Raw genomic sequence first — 16,193 nt, forward strand, 5'->3', positions numbered from 1 at the left:
ATTATAATCCGTTACCTCTTCATCTTTTTCCTCTATAATAAAGCTACCTTTCTTAAAAGATCTAAGAATTATTCTGCAAGCTTCTGGACAAGATAATGAAAGGCCTATTTCCCTTAAAGATCCAAACTCCTCAAGATAACGTGGATATTGTCTACAAGTATAGCATAGGCCACCCTCACCAATGTTCTTATATATATCACATAAATTATCATCATTTAAGAAAGAACATCTATCTCCCTTTAAAGTAAAAACATTATCTCCTTCATCCTCAATTATATTATCTCTAAGATAATCTCCAAAGTCACCTTCTACTTTTTGATATTTATCATAAGAAATATCATCAACTACTATTCCCCATCCAGCACAGCAAGTATCCTCACATTTATCTGCTATACATTTAAATTCATCAAAATAATCTGGTTTTTTTATCTTCATTTTATCCTCACATCAACTAAATTTATTTTATTATAAGTTTCTGTAATAGTTATCTTAATTTAACACTATTAATTCAAAACAGTTTAATAATCTATAATAAATATTGTAACTTATATAACAACCTTAATTTTAATACTGAATTTATAAGTCTTCAAGAAAAAGTTGTAGAATATAAAAAAATAAGCTATATAAGATTAATAAAATCCTATATAGCTTATAGTTTATTTATAGCTAATAATAAAAAATGTAAATTATTAAGCTTCTTCGTTCATTATTCCTAGCTTATCAAATATAAGGAATGCTAAATTTAAAGCTATTCCAACAACAGCCGCTAGTCCCATACCTTTTAATTCTACAACACCTATACTTAGTTTTATTCCACTTAAACCAACCATAAATATTACTGATGTAAGAATTAAGTTTCTTGACTTAGAATAATCAACCTTTTCTTCTATAAAAGTTCTAAGTCCTGATGTTGCTATAGTACCAAATAGTAATAAGCTAACCCCTCCTACTACTGGAGTTGGTATTGTGCTTATTAATGCTGAAAGCTTACCTGAGAATCCAAGTACTATAGAAATTAAACCAGCACCACAAATTACATAAACACTATATACCTTTGTTAATGCCATAACCCCTATATTTTCACCATAAGTAGTAGTTGGAACTGATCCAAACATACCTGAAACCATAGTTGATAATCCATCTCCTAAAAGAGATCTATGTAACCCTGGGTCTTTAGTTAAATCTCTACCTACTATACTGCTAGTAACCTTTAAATGTCCTATATGTTCAGCTACAACTACAAAAGTAGCTGGAAGTATAGTTAAAATCGGCGTCATTTCAAATTTAGCTAATTTAATTTGTGGAACTGTAAAGAATGCTGCATTATTTATAGCACTAAAATCTACAAGTCCCATAGCATAAGCTGTTATGTAACCTACGACAACTCCTATTAAGATAGGAATTACCTTTAAAAATCCTCTAAGTAATACATTACATAATATAACTGTTCCAAGTGTAACCATAGATACTACTACCCATGTTGGATTTAATTCTGGTGAATTTGTACCTCCAACTGGGAATCCTGCCATATCAGCTGCATTTGAAGCAAGTTCTAATCCTATTATAGTTACTATTGCTCCCATAGCTGCTGGTGGGAATAACTTGTTAATCCAACCTGTACCTGTAAAACCTACAATAATTGCTACTATTGAAAAAACAAAACCTGAAATTACAAAGCCACCTTGTATACTTTGAAAACTATATCCTTCACCAAGTAATAGGAATGTTGGTGCTAGAAAAGCAAAACTTGATCCTAAATAAGCTGGTATACCTTTTTTAGTGATAAAGGCATAAAGCAATGTACCTATTCCATTAAAGAATAATACTGTAGTTGGATCAATGTTAAATAAGATAGGAACTAAAATAGATGCTCCAAACATTGCAAATAGATGTTGAATACTTAATGGGATGGCTCTTTTCATTGGAACCTTCTCGTTAACATCAACCATTAATACTTCGTTTTCTAATTCTTTTTTCATAATATTATCTCCATTCTTAGTCTCTCTGGACTAAATTAAAAGTTTTTTGAATATATCGTTTTTAATATAGCACCTTTTTTAACAAAAAACAATATTTTTTGTTAGTTTATAGTCTTCTATTGTCTCTAAAGCTATTTCATCTGGATAAAGAGAATCAATTGAATCATCTTCAATAAGCTTATAAAATTTTGTAGAATAGGTTACTACTAATTTACTATTTGGAAGTGTAATTTTTAATATCTCTCCATAACAATTTGGTTTTCCTCCACTTGGTTCCCCAACAATCTTTGCATTAGTATTATTTTTAAAATTATAAGCATTTAAAAGTGCTGAAGAAAAGGTTTCTCTTCCTATTATTACTTTTAAATTTTCCTTATTATTTATCTCTTTATTTTCCTTTATATAATAAATAAAAGGCTCAAATAAAGTTGAATCCCCACCTAAGTTATTTCTTAAATCAACTGTTACTTTTTTTATATTATTTTTCTCTATAAATAGTATTATCTTTTCTATTTTATCCTTTATACTTTCACTTCCACTTTCTCTACAGCTATTATATTTTATATAAAGCTCTTCGTTATCTAAATATTTAAACCAAAGATTTTCAGATGATTTCTTAGCATAAAGTGGTAGTCTTTCATTTGTATAAGTCATATTCTCTATAGAAATAGGTATAATTTCATGTTCACCATCTTCTAATGTTATTTTAATTTTATTCATATCATCAACAATTAAAAGTCCATATAGAACTTCAACTATTTGGAGGTATTTCATGCTTTGAGACTTAAAAAAGTACTTATTTTCGTAAGAAATAATATTAGAAAGCTCCTCTAAAATATCTTTTATCTTTATATCCTCTATTGCTATAACTTTTTTAAAAAGTAGATTTTCATAATCTTTTGTAGAATTTATTATATATACCCCATCATTAAAGTTGTAAAACTTAAGGGGAATAAATTTTCTTGCTGGAAATATAAGACTTGTATGTGCATCCCTAATAGAAGCAGTAATCCTTGATATTTCTACCTTCATTTCTTCATAGTCCAACTTATCTATTATTTTCTTTAACTCTTCTATTTTTTTATTAAACTCATCTTCTTCTATATAAGCAAATAAATTAACATGATTTTTTATAAGTTCTTCTTTTAAATAATCAATGTCATCTACCCACTTTTTATTCCATATACTTTTCATATTAACATCCTTTTCATTTATCAAATCATATTAATTTTACTATATCTCCTTATACTTCTCTAGTATATATAAATAAACAGAGAATAATATCATATTCCTTATTCTCGAACACAGTCCAAGGGGCATCAGTATAATATTATCCTCTTATAAATATTTATGAAAAATAAATTCCATCTTCTATCCTATATCTATTATTTAATTTACTAAAATCTATACAATTAGCATCTAATATATTCTCTTCAATAATATATCTATTTAAATTAATCCAACTAATGCAATTATCCAAAATTATAGCATCACTAGATACTATATTTCCCTTAGCTTCTAAAACACTATCTACATTATTTATAGTTTCAACCTCAATTTCTACTTTTGAACCCTTAAATATATCCAAGGTCTTCATTTTTAATCTACCTGAATTTGAAACTGGCTTATCTAAGTAAAATATAGCTTTTTCAATTTTATTTTCTTCTAGAAATCCTTTTATTAAATTTAATGCAATTTCTGTTTTATCTATAATTGAATAACTTCCCCTTAATCCAGCTAAATCTCTAATAGTACCATCTAAAGACTTTATAATTATCGAATTAGATAAAGCTACTTCTAAAGTTATTATAGTGTTAAATCCATCTATATGAACTACATTAATATTATTAAGATTAGTAACTTCCTTTGATTTCCTTATTATTAGGTCATTATCTTTAGAAATCCCCCTGGCTAAGGCTAATCTTTGTCTTTCAGATAAAAGATAATGATTACCTATAAATGTTGAAGCCCCCTTAAGTTTATAACCTCTATTTAAAAGATATAATAAATCTTCTGATGCTTTATATAACTTATTTAAGCTTTCACCTGTAAATTCTTTTTCATCTGTAAGTACATAACCTCGTCTAACTGATTTACTCATAAAACTACCTTCTAATAAATTTATTTACCATTATTATTTCAATAGCTCCATTAAATAATACAGGTGCTATCGCACAATGAAAAATTTATAATGAAGAATGAAAAATTTATGAAAAAACTCCTTACGGAGTTTTAAAAAGTAATTAGTTTTAGTAATTCTGTAGGAATTATATCAATAGATCTTCATTTTTAACTATTGCTTGGGGCTGTTTGTGAGACAGCCCCATATTGTAAAACTTAAGATTATACATATTATAATTATAAATTTACTTAAATAAAAAGCTCTATTATAAAAACTACTAAGCAAGCTGATAAAGAAACCTTAATTAAACTTCCACCCTTATATGAAACAACTATTGCAGTAATAAGGGCTGCAAGGCCTGACCACATAATACTAGTTGAAGTTAGAATCCCTGGAAAAGTCATTACAGCTAAAGTAACAAAAGGTACATAATATAAAAAAGAAAGAATAGTTTTATTTTTAATTTCCTTTTGTATTAATGTAATTGGTAATAATCTAATTAAATAAGTTACAACTGACATTACTAAAATATAAATATATACATTACTCTTCATCATTATCCCCCTTTATTGGAAACAGAATAGCTGCTACTCCTGCAATTAATATAGTTAAGATAATAATTCTAAATCCCGATGATATTTCTTTTAAAACTGGAAGTTTCGTAAATACAAAACTAAAAATCATTGAAACAACAATTACAATTGCTATATTTCTATTTTCCTTTGCTGGTGGAACTATAATTGCTATAAACATACCATAAAGAGCAACTCCTAAAGCACTTATAACCCTTGGTGGAAAAATACTTCCTGATATGCCACCAAGTAATGTTCCAAGAGCCCAACCTGGCATAGCAACACTAAAAAGACCATATGCATAATAAGGACTCAGCTTTCCATCAGTACAAGCTGAAACTCCAAAAACCTCATCTGTTATACCTGTTGCAATTAAGAATCTATGAATTAAAGGTGTGTCTTTATCTAACTTTTGAGATAAAGTACAAGACATAAGACAATATCTCATATTTATAACTAGTTGAGTTATTATTAATTCTAAATAACTAGCATAAGCTGCAATAAGACCAACCCCTGCAAACTGTCCAGCCGATGTAAGATTAGTAATAGACATTAAAACTGCTTGAAATACAGTAAGTCCTGCCTTCTTAGCTGCAATTCCAAAGGTAAATGATACAGCTATATATCCAAGAGCAATTGGAATACCATTTTTTATACCTTTTTTAAAGTAAGTAGTTCTACTTTCAAAATTCAAACTTTCCTCTAAAGTAAATTCTTCAAAACTATCATTTAAATAGCCACTTTTTCTTTCCATGTAACCATCACTTTCCTTCCCCAAATCAATACCAATTCTACTATAAATTAATATAATTTTCCAGTAAGTAAAGTTATCTTTAGCAAATTAACAATACAATTTACAAATTTGAAAACATTAAATAATCTTCTTATGTATAAAATAAGCTATACAAGATCGATAATTTTATCCTGTATAGCTTAATATTTTTATAATTTATATTTTATTAATTGATAGTTTAAATTAGCATTTATACATTATTATAATAAGTTATAGTTAAATGACCAATTCCAAATAGTACAGATGTAATAATTAATAAAATATTTAAATATATTATCCCACTAAACAAAAATATAAGTGTTGGAATAATTGCTAGCGCCATAGCCTTAGAAAGTGTAGCTTTTTTAAAGTATAAAGCCCAAGTTAAACAATAAGCTATAGCTAGTACCCCTACTAAAATCATATAAATATTTTTAGCATTAGAAAACCAATATCCATACTCTAAAAATGGTATGTTAAAAATCATTAAAAACATGGATCCATATCTTCCTATTTGTTCTATAGTTTCAATAAACTTATTATGATATTTACTTTCCAAATTCTTTTCTTTAATTGCAAATATAATGTTTGGAACCATAATTATTATCATGATAATTAATCCGTAGGTGTTAAGCCATTCCATATGCTTCTCCACTAAATTTATATCTTTACTTCTGTCTGAAACTATCTCCTATTTTCACAGTTCTTTCTATATTAAGTATTATAATATTTATTAATTCTTCAATGGAATTAATTTTTTTAATCTCATTTTTATCATAAGTAAAATGTTTTTTTAAAACCTCTTTAAGATATTTTGCGTCATACTTAAGTAATTCTTTTATCATAGCTTCTTTTCCAACGTCTCCATAAAGTTTGAATGGATTTAAAACAATATATTTGTGCTTATCTTTATCTACTACCTTTTTATTCACACTTATATTGATCATATATTCCCCCGTATCACTAATAATATCAATAATATTTGTAACTAAATTTAGAACTTGCTTCTCTATACTTTCTTCTTTATTATTCCTTTCAATTGATACTACCTCTTTCTCTAGTAGTAACCCTTCATTATTTAATTTATTATAAACTTGAGTAACTGTCCCCTTATTAAACTTAGTATTTAAGATTTCCCTAGTTACTCCCTTAAGTAATTCTTTCTCTATTTCACTCTTAACTCCTTTACTTCTCATGATTATCACACCTTTGTATTATTTCTAAAACAAATTCTTTAAGCTGCTTAAATTCATCTCCATATTTTTGTCTTATAGTATTTTTACTTATTTCTAAATCACATGTATCACAGTAATTAGCTTTATTTTTTAATATACTATTAAATACTTCAGGAATTAACTCTTGTGATGAACTAAGTATAAGTGAATCCTTAATTCTGTTATATCCTTTAGTATCTCTATATCTATTAATTGCAACACCCAATGCTTTGATATTATAATCCTTGTCCAACCTTTTTATTTCCCTTGTTTTTTTCTCAATTTTATTTATTACTTGCTTAAGACCATAAGTGGATAAAGTATCAGGTAGAACAGGAATTATATAATAATTACTAATATAAACTCCACACATAGTTATTCCTCCTAAATTAGGAGGACAGTCTATTAATATATAATCATATTTATCTACTACTCTTTTATCATTTACATCTTTCTTCTGCAGCTCTGAATTTATAATATCTATTATTCTATTATTTCTATTTAATGCTGAAATTTCATCTGTTATATCTATTAAATCAATACTTGATGGTAACAAATCAAGATTACCATCCTTATTTTTAATATTACTAACATTAGATATTATAGCTTCATTGATATCAAATACATTAGTATTCTCAATTTTATCAAAAAACAATTGATGAATTGTTCTGTTTTCATTATTTCTTTTTTCCCATTCCTCTTGACTAATTAGCAAAACAGTAGCATTTGTTTGAGGATCTAAATCAATTACTAAAACTTTTTTATTAAATTCTATCGATAGAATTTCAGCCACTGCCACAGTAAGAGTTGTTTTTCCAACTCCACCTTTAAGATTTATAAAACTTATATTTCTTGACACATTTACACCACCTAATATACATTCATAAATATATATTAGTTACTTAGTTGTATTATGATTCTATTTATAACTTAAACTGTTTAAATATATCTATTGAAGTGATCTTTTGAACATATAAAAAGAAGTCAATTACTGACTTCTTTCTTAATAAAACTAATTATTTGTATTTGTTGTATAAACTCTTGTAGCTAACTCATCATCCATTAAATAAAGTCCAGCTGGATTATCTTCAATTCTTCTTACTCTCTTTACTAATGAATTAAAGTTATTTTCTTCTTCAACCTGTTCATCTATAAACCATTTTAATAAGCTTATAGTAGAATGTTCTCTTTCTTCATATGCAATATCTGTTAGTTCATATATTTTTCTAGTAACTAGTTGCTCGTGCTCATAACCTTTTTCAAAAACGTCAATTATCCCATCATAATCTCCTTGAGGTTTATTTACTTGCTCTAATACTACTGAACCATTCTTTTGATATACATAATCATATAATTTCATTGCATGATCTAATTCTTCTTTTGCTTGAACTCTAAAGAAATTAGCAAAACCACTTAAGTCAATAGATTCACAGTATCCTGCCATAGCAAGATATGTATATGAAGAATAGAACTCAAAATTAATTTGATTGTTTAAACCTTCTAATAATTTTTTACTTAACATAAAATATGTACACTCCTCTATATAAATTATCTCCCACTTACATTGTATACTTATTTTATGTTTTTTCCAATAACATAATAAATAAAATTAGTTTATTATCCTTTAATATTCACTTATTAAGTTAAGTTATCTTTCTATTTTAATAATTTATACTTCAGTATATGGGTTTTACTTATAAATACTATCAATTACTGAAAAACCCTGATTAACTGCTATTTGATATATTGGAGCAATGCTTGTCCTTAACTTTTCCTTAAAGCCTTCTCTACCTTTATATTTATAGAAATTTAAAGGATTTTCTAATCTAAGTAAATCTACATATGATTCTAAATCCCTCTTTATCTTCTTATCACATATAAAAGAAAAGGCTTCAAATTGAGTATTGCAAAAATCATCTATGTAATTTTCATACCTTAATAGTCTATCACTTTTGATACTATTTATATTTTTAAATGTAGGAACTAAGTTCCATATTTCATCATGAAGCACAAAGCTCCATGGTATAAAATGATCAATACTTAATCTTCCAAGCTCACTATAGTTTTCAGCTAAAAAATCATTCCCTGTATAAATATCTTTTACATATCTATCATTGATGATATCAGTCCAGAGTTTAGTTGCATGACTTAAATCCCTTGACTTTGGCGGATCTAACTTAAATATAATTGATGGAACGTTAGGATTTCTCTTTTGTAAAAAGCAAGATAACTTATAATATATCCATGATTTAATTATTCGATAATTAGCTGTCATATACCTTGCCCATTCATCATCGATGACTACTTTATTTTCCTTATCAATAATAATCTTATATAAGACATTTGGTTCACTTAAAGATAGTTCTATTATTCTTTTAACTCTTTTTGAGCTTTTTAACCCTTTTATCTTCTCTTCAAAAAATGGAGATAAGAGCATATAAGGAACTTGATAGCTTAATTCTTTCATTTGCTTATTTAAAATTGCATCATTGCTATTATAAATAAAATCTAATAATTCCTTGCTATTAATATTAGAGTGTTTATTATATGCACTTGATATATATTCAACTGTTTTGGATAAATTATCAAACTGACCAAAATATAATTTATACTGCATTATAGGATACCATGCCCCCACTATCATTCTTGAAATTAACGTCCTAAAAGTTATTTCCCTATTGCCTAAACTTACTTCTTCTAATAACCCTAATAACCAATACATCTTATAACTAGCAACTACTCTGCTATCTTCGAGTAATCTTGAAAAAATTCTTGTATCAACATAAGCTGAAGTAGGTAAATCATAATAAACCAAATTACTATTAGGAATTATTATATCCTTTTCTTTTAAATAAGTATCTTCAATAATTTTATTTTTAATATCCATATACCTTATCCCCATATTTTCTCTTATCTTCTTACTTAATCATCACTACAAACACAAAAGTTATTTTGAAGTTCTGAGTACTCTTTATCACTTAAACTATCTTAATATTTATTGAAGTAATCTTCTGAACAGAATATACCTATTTTATTTTCAAAGTATTTTTCTTTTAGTTCTTTATTACAATATTTACATTTATTCATTTTAAATGGTTACTATCCTTTAATTTTATATGTTCAAATATCTATTTAATTTATCCTCTTAATGTTTCATAAACTTTCTTACATTTTTATTATGCCTTATCTATTTCAAAATAGTGGAATATAGATTTAAATATGTTTGAATCAAGTGAAAGTTCTCAATTTTTTTGCTTTACTATCAATTATTCAACAATATATTTTTATTATTCTTCTAACAAAACTAATAATTAATATCTTTTAATCTACATAAACTCATTACTTTCTTTTATCCTGCAATTACAGAAGCTCCATATATGTAATAGCCGTACTAGGCATTACAATTATTAATATTTCACTTTGATTGAAATACTGTTAATCAGCTCAGCTAAACTTTCCGCATAATTTAACAAACTTATATTTACAATATTGTTAATATAAGTTTGTAGAGCTATACCAATATTATAATCTTATAAAAAGGAGATATTTTTATGTCATATTCCAATAGTGAAAAACATGGTAAATGTACATATTTAATACTTATTGTGGACAAAGAGTAGTTTTAGATTATAATACTAATAATTTGCCACCATCCCTAAATGTAATAAAACATCATATACTAAAGCTTAAATAAGAAAGACTTAGATAACACTAAAAAGCTTCAATTTTTTAAATGTCATCTAAGTTAATATTGTTTTATTATATTATAATCTGAAACAATTGTGAATATTTAGGATGTAACAGATAAAATGCTTTATAATACTTTATAAATTATTAAAATTAAAATGTACTAAAAAAAAAAGAAAATATTGAATTATAAGTCTTCTTCTATTTACTTATTTTTTATACAACTCTAATATTATTACAATTTAATGTTTTAAGAATCCAAGTTCATAAACCAAGCTTCTCATTTTATCTTCTAAGTTCTTTACCATATCTTCAAATAGTTCTAGTTCTTTTTTCATATATTTAGTTAACATAAATTTTATTTGATACCATCCTGCATCACAAGTATTTATGTTATATTTAGGGTGATATTTATTAAACTCATATCTATATTTAAAGCTTTCTACTACTAAATTCCTTGCAGTTTTTAAAATTAATTTTCCTTCTTCTGAAAACTCTAATTTCTCTAACTCTTCATATATAAATCTCTCTTTACTATATCTTATGCAATCCCAATATATCATTTCATTATTATTTATATTAGCCAAATTTTGAATATCCTTAATACTCATAAAGAACATTTCATTTATAATATTAAAGCTTTTATCTTCTACCTTCACATTTCTAAGTGAACTAGCTCCACTTTCATTTGTAAAAATAGAATATATGATACTGTCATTTTCAAATTCTTTATATTTAGAATGATTAATATTGGGAATCATATAGTTATCCTTTTGATTTAACCAATTAGATTTAATTACTTTTCTTGCTGCAAATAAAGAACAACATTGTTTATAATTTTCTCTTGTTATTGCTGTTGTCTTTACATGTCTTGTAACAGGCGCAGATAATATATATACTCCCTGAGTATTAGCATATACATTATTTGAATCATTCATTAAAAATCCTATTGCATCCTTATCAACCATTCTTGTTTTCTTATCAAGAGTTATAGCTGATTTTAATGTTATAGTTTCAACTTTACTATTAGATTTTTTATCCTTAATCCAAGATGATAATCTTTCCTTTGGTTCTAGATTATATATTGTTTTTTTTCCACTTGTTTCAATTTTGCCTTTATCATTTAATTCTTTAATTAAAAACTTAAAATTATTCTCTTCCTTATTTTCTCCAGAAGTCCATATTGAAAACCCAATCCCCCATTCAGAAGAAACATTTGAAAAGTAACTTGCATTAAATACAATACCTTTTTCAAACTTAAAGTTTTCTAAGAAAGTTTCTCTAAATTTTTCACTTCTCTCTCCAGATAAAAATAATGTTGGCGTAAAAACTCCTATACTTAGATTATCTAAATTAAATACCTGTTTTAATTTTAATATTCTATAAAGAAACTGAATATATAATTGCTGAGATGAATTTTTAAAGCCTTCTTTTTCCATCATTGATTTAACTTTTGTATTAGATATACCATCTTTACTTTTCTTACCATTCTGTTTTCCATTACTACCTTCCCCAAAAGGTGGATTAATTAAGAATATTATTTTCTTATTTTTTAGTAATGCATTATATAATGATAATGGAAGCAAAGAATTGTTTACTTCATCAGAAATTAATAATTCTGGATTATCATTTAAAAAGTCATATACGAACTTTTGAGAATTTCTATTATAATTATCTCCTAATTCAAGATCAACTTTATCTATAGTTGAGCAATATAATTCTTTAAAATAATAGTCTCTTGTTAAATTTCCAGTTCCCCATGCACAATCCCATACTATATATTCCTCTCTCCAATTTGGACCAAATACATAACTTAATTGTTTATGGGATTCATTTGTCCAAGTAGTAGGAGTAAAGAATTCTCCATTAAATCTTCTTTTAGTGTCCTCAGTTAACCTATCCTTCATTGATATAAATCTATTCTTTTCTTCTATAGAATATTTTACTGAATAATCCTCTTCAAATTGCTGATATCGATAAGAATCTATCTCTATACGCCTATCATTTTTAGCAATAAATTTACTATCTTTCTTTTGGGATATTTCAACTTCGCCAATTATTGTATCTATAAAGCATTGAACTAAGTCAGATGCAGAATATTTAGAAGGATCTTTTATTATACGTTCTATAAAATAATCATATGTTTCTAATAGATTTGCTTCAGTAACCTTAAACTTTGTCTTTATATGAATTATTAATCTTTTAATATTCATAACTACATTTTCAAATTTGAAACTCTTATCAATATTGAATATTATAGGATTAATGGATTTATTATTGCTTATTTCAAAAGTTAAATCTTTATACTTATTTGGAGCTTCTGAAGGTGCTATACTCCAATCTAAATTTCTTTCTAAGTACATTTCTACATCATTAGAACTTATTACAAAACATGTAGTTTTATCACCAGCTAAAATTACATTAGGCATGTCCATATAATTTCTATTTGTTCTTAAAGTAAATTGATTTAAATAAAATATAACTTGCACTAAAACTTTAGCCCTATCAATAGAGTTATTAAAATCAAATCCATACTTAAATTCCATGATAAGTCTTAGAACTTTTCTTGTATCATCATACATAAAATTTTCTTCTAAATATCCATCACATTTAAAAGGATATGTTATTATTGAGTTTCTTAAATTGGCACTTATATTATTCTTATAAACTAATTCAATATCTCTTTCTTCAGTAGCATTTTTAATTTGATTGTAGAATAATTTTTTCATATTTCCTCATAAAATATTGTTACTAATATATTCTATTTATGAAATAGATTATATATGTATATATTTCATCTGTATAAAAGATGTAAAATTATAGTTATATTAATGCTTACTTGTTTTCGAGATAGAATATATTTAAATGAGGTGAATTTAATTATAAAAACAGCTATATCCATTAGTATCACTGAATATAGCTGTAAGTTTTTTTATTTAATTCATTGTTACGTTTCTATTTATTTTATTAAATTATCTTCGTTTTATTTCACCCAAGTAACTATTTCACTCATTTCCTGTCTTAACTTTTCTTCAACTTCCTTCACTCTATATCCAAAGGCAAGACATAAAGATATATTGAATTTTTCTATGTCTAATACACCTCTGTCAATTAACATCTTTTCTACTGCATTTTTATCTATTCCTCCAATAGCACAGGAATCTATTCCTAGCATTGCAGCTGCAGTCATCATATTTCCTACTGCTATATATACTTGATTTGAAGCATATGCTTCTATATCCTTATCATCTTTATAACGTTCTTCTTCTAATGTTTTCATAAGGCTTTTAAACTTTAATGTTGCTTCTTCTGGAAGGTTCTTAACATCTTTTAAGATATGGTTTGTATAGCTTGAATCATATCTTAATTCTTTAGCCTTCCTACTTAACACTACTATTAAATGGCTACATGTTGGCATTTGAGTTTTTCCACCCCAACATACTGCTCCTAATTCATCTTTTAATTCTTGATTTTCTATTACCAAGAACTTCCATGGTTCTATTCCTAATGAACTAGGTGAAAGCCTTCCTGCTTCTAGTATTACTTCTACATCTTCTGTAGCTATCTTCTTTTCTTTATCAAATTCTTTACACGCATGTCTAAAGTTTAAAACATTCATTACTTCATTTCTATTCATATTAAAACCTCTTTCTATATGTATTTTACTTAAGTCTATTTTACTTGCTTTAAAACTATTCCCTCTTTAAAGCCACCACGATCTACTAGTTTATCAGCCCTCTTCTTTAGTAATTCTTCTTCATTATAACCTAGTTCATTTGCTAATCCAAATAGAACTTCCATTACATCTGCTAGTTCTTCTAAGTTTTTATCTTCTATATATTCCTTAACTTCTTCTAATAATTTCTTTTCTAGAAGCTCCTGTTTTTCTATTCCTCTTACTATTTCTGTTTCACACTCTTTACCATCTGCTTTTATTATTTCTGGTATTCTATCTCTAACTAATTTATTATAAATTTTCATTTACTTTTAACCCCCTTCTAATAGTTGAATTTATTATTTCACTTACTTTACGTAACCATGCTTATATTATTTTTTTAACTTTATATATTCCCCCGTACTATTCTTTAGTAACTTAAATTAATGATACTATTTATTCCTATATTATCAATATTTTATATTGATAAATCTATAATTATCATTATTCCAACTACTATAAGTCCTAAAACAGCCCCTATTAAAATACCTTGCAGATTACTTTTATTTCTTTTTCTAACTTCTTCATCTTTATATCTTTCTTTATCAAAGGTATGTTTCCCCATTGAATCAACTAATTTTCTTTCAACATAACTATAAATATAATAATCTTTAGACATATTACTACCCCCAATATAGTTTTAAATCATAAGTATATTATAACATTTGTTACAATTATTTCGTGTTAATTTGCATTTTATATGCAAAAAAGTCTATATCACTATATTATAGTAATGATATAGACTTTTTTATAGAAATTTCTATTTTAATATTCCAGAATATATTTACTCTTCTATATCCCCTTTATAAAGATGCTTTTCTACAATACTAATCTTAAAGTTCTTTTCATGCATCTTTATTATACTTTCTTCTCTATCTGAAACTATTGAGAATACATCTCCAGTTTCTCCTGCTCTTCCAACTCTTCCAGATCTATGTAGATAGTCTTTAGGATCTTCAGGTATATCTAGGTTAATAACATGAGTTACTCCCTTTATATCTAATCCTCTAGCCGCAACATCTGAAGCAATTAATACTTGGATTTTACCTTTTCTAAAGTCTTCTAGAGCCTTTTTTCTTTCTTCCATTTTATTATTGCCAGCAATAGTAGCTATCTTTATCTTACTTGCAGATAAGTTTTCAATTGCTGTATTTGTAGTGTAACTATCATTATTAAATACTAAGATTTTTTCTGCCTTTGTTGCATTTATAAGCTTTCTTAAAGTTTCAATCTTCTTTCTAGCATCAGTTTTTATATAATTATGGCTTATATTTTCATTAACTTTATTATTTTTAACTGATATAACTTTTACATCTTCTTTTAATGTCTTAGCAATATCTAAAGTTTTACCTGTTAATGTAGCTGAAAACATCATAACTTGAGTTTGCTTTTGAGTACATTTTATTATGTCCTTTACAGCTGGTAGATTATTTTTATCTAAAAGCTTATCAACTTCATCAATTATAATAGTTTTTATAGTATGAGCTGTTACCTTCTTTTTACGTATTAGTTCTAATATTCTTCCAGCAGAACCAACTATAATATGAGGTTTTGCTTTTAAACTATCTATTTGTCTTTTAATATTAGCACTACCTATTAATGATGTAGATGTAATATCTAAAGCTGATGCTTTTTTTAATTCATTAATCGTATTATTTATTTGAATAGCTAACTCATGAGTTGGAGCTAATATTATACATTGCATTTCTTTTTTACTTACGTCTATTTTTTCTATTGTTGGTAAAAGGTAAGCTAAAGTTTTCCCAGTACCTGTTTCAGATTGACCAATTATATTTTCTCCATTAAGAGCTGCAGGAATTACAACCTTCTGTATTTCAGTTGGCTCGTTTATTCCCATAGTTTTCAATCCATTTATAGTCTTTTCATTTATATTAAGATTTTCAAAATTCATTTGTTATTTACCTCTTTCCTTCAACTAGTAACTATTAAACTTTAACAGCACTTTAGATAATTGTCAAAATATATCGTATTAATATTATGTCTTCTATTAATAATAAAAATTAGATGCATTAGATTATTAAATCCAATGCATCCCATTAAAAACTATATTGCTAGTTATATTAATTATTATTAGACTTATTTTTAAAATTAGATTTCTGTATATTCAATAC

16 protein-coding genes are annotated in these 16,193 nt (G+C 26.0%); all 16 read right to left on the bottom strand.

All coding sequences use genetic code 11. The features are described from left to right. The coding region (gene fliB, locus E6248_RS05450; RefSeq protein ID WP_316339800.1) for a flagellin lysine-N-methylase at nucleotides 1-435 on the bottom strand (435 nt) is incomplete at its 3' end. Nucleotides 436-689: 254 nt separating this feature from the next. Beyond that, a complete protein-coding gene (gene uraA / locus E6248_RS05455) occupies nucleotides 690-1,979 on the bottom strand; it encodes a uracil permease (protein WP_316339801.1) in 1,290 nt (429 codons plus the stop codon). Between the two features lie 78 nt (nucleotides 1,980-2,057). Next, complete coding sequence (locus tag E6248_RS05460; protein WP_316339802.1) at nucleotides 2,058-3,173, bottom strand: peptidase S41; 1,116 nt, start codon at nucleotides 3,171-3,173, stop codon at nucleotides 2,058-2,060. Nucleotides 3,174-3,327: 154 nt separating this feature from the next. Beyond that, a complete protein-coding gene (locus E6248_RS05465; RefSeq protein WP_316339803.1) occupies nucleotides 3,328-4,080 on the bottom strand; it encodes a DUF434 domain-containing protein in 753 nt (250 codons plus the stop codon). A gap of 269 nt (nucleotides 4,081-4,349) precedes the next feature. Continuing rightward, nucleotides 4,350-4,655 (bottom strand): AzlD domain-containing protein, encoded by a 306-nt coding sequence (locus tag E6248_RS05470; RefSeq protein WP_316339804.1) that lies wholly within the window; start codon nucleotides 4,653-4,655, stop codon nucleotides 4,350-4,352. Next, the gene (locus E6248_RS05475; protein ID WP_316339805.1) at nucleotides 4,645-5,427 is read right to left on the bottom strand and encodes an AzlC family ABC transporter permease; all 783 of its coding nucleotides are present in this window, start codon (nucleotides 5,425-5,427) and stop codon (nucleotides 4,645-4,647) included. The genes E6248_RS05470 and E6248_RS05475 overlap by 11 nt, the downstream gene beginning before the upstream one ends. A 229-nt stretch (nucleotides 5,428-5,656) precedes the next feature. Next, nucleotides 5,657-6,088, bottom strand: a complete 432-nt coding sequence (locus tag E6248_RS05480; RefSeq protein ID WP_316339807.1) for a hypothetical protein — start codon at nucleotides 6,086-6,088, stop codon at nucleotides 5,657-5,659. Nucleotides 6,089-6,113: 25 nt separating this feature from the next. Further along, nucleotides 6,114-6,641, bottom strand: coding sequence for a hypothetical protein (locus tag E6248_RS05485; protein ID WP_316339808.1), 528 nt, complete (start codon nucleotides 6,639-6,641; stop codon nucleotides 6,114-6,116). Further along, nucleotides 6,631-7,518, bottom strand: coding sequence for an AAA family ATPase (locus E6248_RS05490; protein WP_316339809.1), 888 nt, complete (start codon nucleotides 7,516-7,518; stop codon nucleotides 6,631-6,633). The genes E6248_RS05485 and E6248_RS05490 overlap by 11 nt, the downstream gene beginning before the upstream one ends. Nucleotides 7,519-7,671: 153 nt before the next feature. Further along, nucleotides 7,672-8,181, bottom strand: a complete 510-nt coding sequence (locus tag E6248_RS05495) for a ferritin (RefSeq protein WP_316339810.1) — start codon at nucleotides 8,179-8,181, stop codon at nucleotides 7,672-7,674. 168 nt (nucleotides 8,182-8,349) lie between these two features. Further along, a complete protein-coding gene (locus E6248_RS05500; RefSeq protein WP_316339811.1) occupies nucleotides 8,350-9,546 on the bottom strand; it encodes an HNH endonuclease domain-containing protein in 1,197 nt (398 codons plus the stop codon). 1,042 nt (nucleotides 9,547-10,588) lie between these two features. Further along, nucleotides 10,589-13,075: a hypothetical protein gene (locus E6248_RS05505; protein ID WP_316339812.1), complete on the bottom strand. Its 2,487-nt coding sequence runs from the start codon at nucleotides 13,073-13,075 to the stop codon at nucleotides 10,589-10,591. Between the two features lie 254 nt (nucleotides 13,076-13,329). Then, nucleotides 13,330-13,983, bottom strand: coding sequence for an NAD(P)H-dependent oxidoreductase (locus E6248_RS05510; protein WP_316339813.1), 654 nt, complete (start codon nucleotides 13,981-13,983; stop codon nucleotides 13,330-13,332). A gap of 35 nt (nucleotides 13,984-14,018) precedes the next feature. Beyond that, nucleotides 14,019-14,327 carry a nucleoside triphosphate pyrophosphohydrolase gene (locus E6248_RS05515; protein WP_316339814.1) on the bottom strand — a complete coding sequence of 103 codons (309 nt, stop codon included), beginning with the start codon at nucleotides 14,325-14,327 and terminating at the stop codon, nucleotides 14,019-14,021. Between the two features lie 152 nt (nucleotides 14,328-14,479). Beyond that, nucleotides 14,480-14,680, bottom strand: a complete 201-nt coding sequence (locus E6248_RS05520) for a hypothetical protein (RefSeq protein ID WP_316339815.1) — start codon at nucleotides 14,678-14,680, stop codon at nucleotides 14,480-14,482. Nucleotides 14,681-14,845: 165 nt separating this feature from the next. Next, nucleotides 14,846-15,973, bottom strand: coding sequence for a DEAD/DEAH box helicase (locus tag E6248_RS05525; RefSeq protein ID WP_316339816.1), 1,128 nt, complete (start codon nucleotides 15,971-15,973; stop codon nucleotides 14,846-14,848). Between the last annotated feature and the right edge of the window lie 220 nt (nucleotides 15,974-16,193).

It is taken from the genome of Clostridium sp., assembly GCF_032552055.1.
GTDB lineage: Bacteria > Bacillota > Clostridia > Clostridiales > Clostridiaceae > Clostridium.

Coding starts and splice junctions, on each gene's coding strand:
- uraA (WP_316339801.1), bottom strand. CDS start 1,979: ATGAAAAAAGAATTAGAAAACGAAGTATTAATGGTTGATGTTAACGAG.
- E6248_RS05520 (WP_316339815.1), bottom strand. CDS start 14,680: ATGTCTAAAGATTATTATATTTATAGTTATGTTGAAAGAAAATTAGTT.
- E6248_RS05500 (WP_316339811.1), bottom strand. CDS start 9,546: ATGGATATTAAAAATAAAATTATTGAAGATACTTATTTAAAAGAAAAG.
- E6248_RS05480 (WP_316339807.1), bottom strand. CDS start 6,088: ATGGAATGGCTTAACACCTACGGATTAATTATCATGATAATAATTATG.
- E6248_RS05515 (WP_316339814.1), bottom strand. CDS start 14,327: ATGAAAATTTATAATAAATTAGTTAGAGATAGAATACCAGAAATAATA.
- E6248_RS05485 (WP_316339808.1), bottom strand. CDS start 6,641: ATGAGAAGTAAAGGAGTTAAGAGTGAAATAGAGAAAGAATTACTTAAG.
- E6248_RS05525 (WP_316339816.1), bottom strand. CDS start 15,973: ATGAATTTTGAAAATCTTAATATAAATGAAAAGACTATAAATGGATTG.
- E6248_RS05470 (WP_316339804.1), bottom strand. CDS start 4,655: ATGAAGAGTAATGTATATATTTATATTTTAGTAATGTCAGTTGTAACT.
- E6248_RS05510 (WP_316339813.1), bottom strand. CDS start 13,983: ATGAATAGAAATGAAGTAATGAATGTTTTAAACTTTAGACATGCGTGT.
- E6248_RS05495 (WP_316339810.1), bottom strand. CDS start 8,181: ATGTTAAGTAAAAAATTATTAGAAGGTTTAAACAATCAAATTAATTTT.
- E6248_RS05505 (WP_316339812.1), bottom strand. CDS start 13,075: ATGAAAAAATTATTCTACAATCAAATTAAAAATGCTACTGAAGAAAGA.
- E6248_RS05475 (WP_316339805.1), bottom strand. CDS start 5,427: ATGGAAAGAAAAAGTGGCTATTTAAATGATAGTTTTGAAGAATTTACT.
- E6248_RS05460 (WP_316339802.1), bottom strand. CDS start 3,173: ATGAAAAGTATATGGAATAAAAAGTGGGTAGATGACATTGATTATTTA.
- E6248_RS05465 (WP_316339803.1), bottom strand. CDS start 4,080: ATGAGTAAATCAGTTAGACGAGGTTATGTACTTACAGATGAAAAAGAA.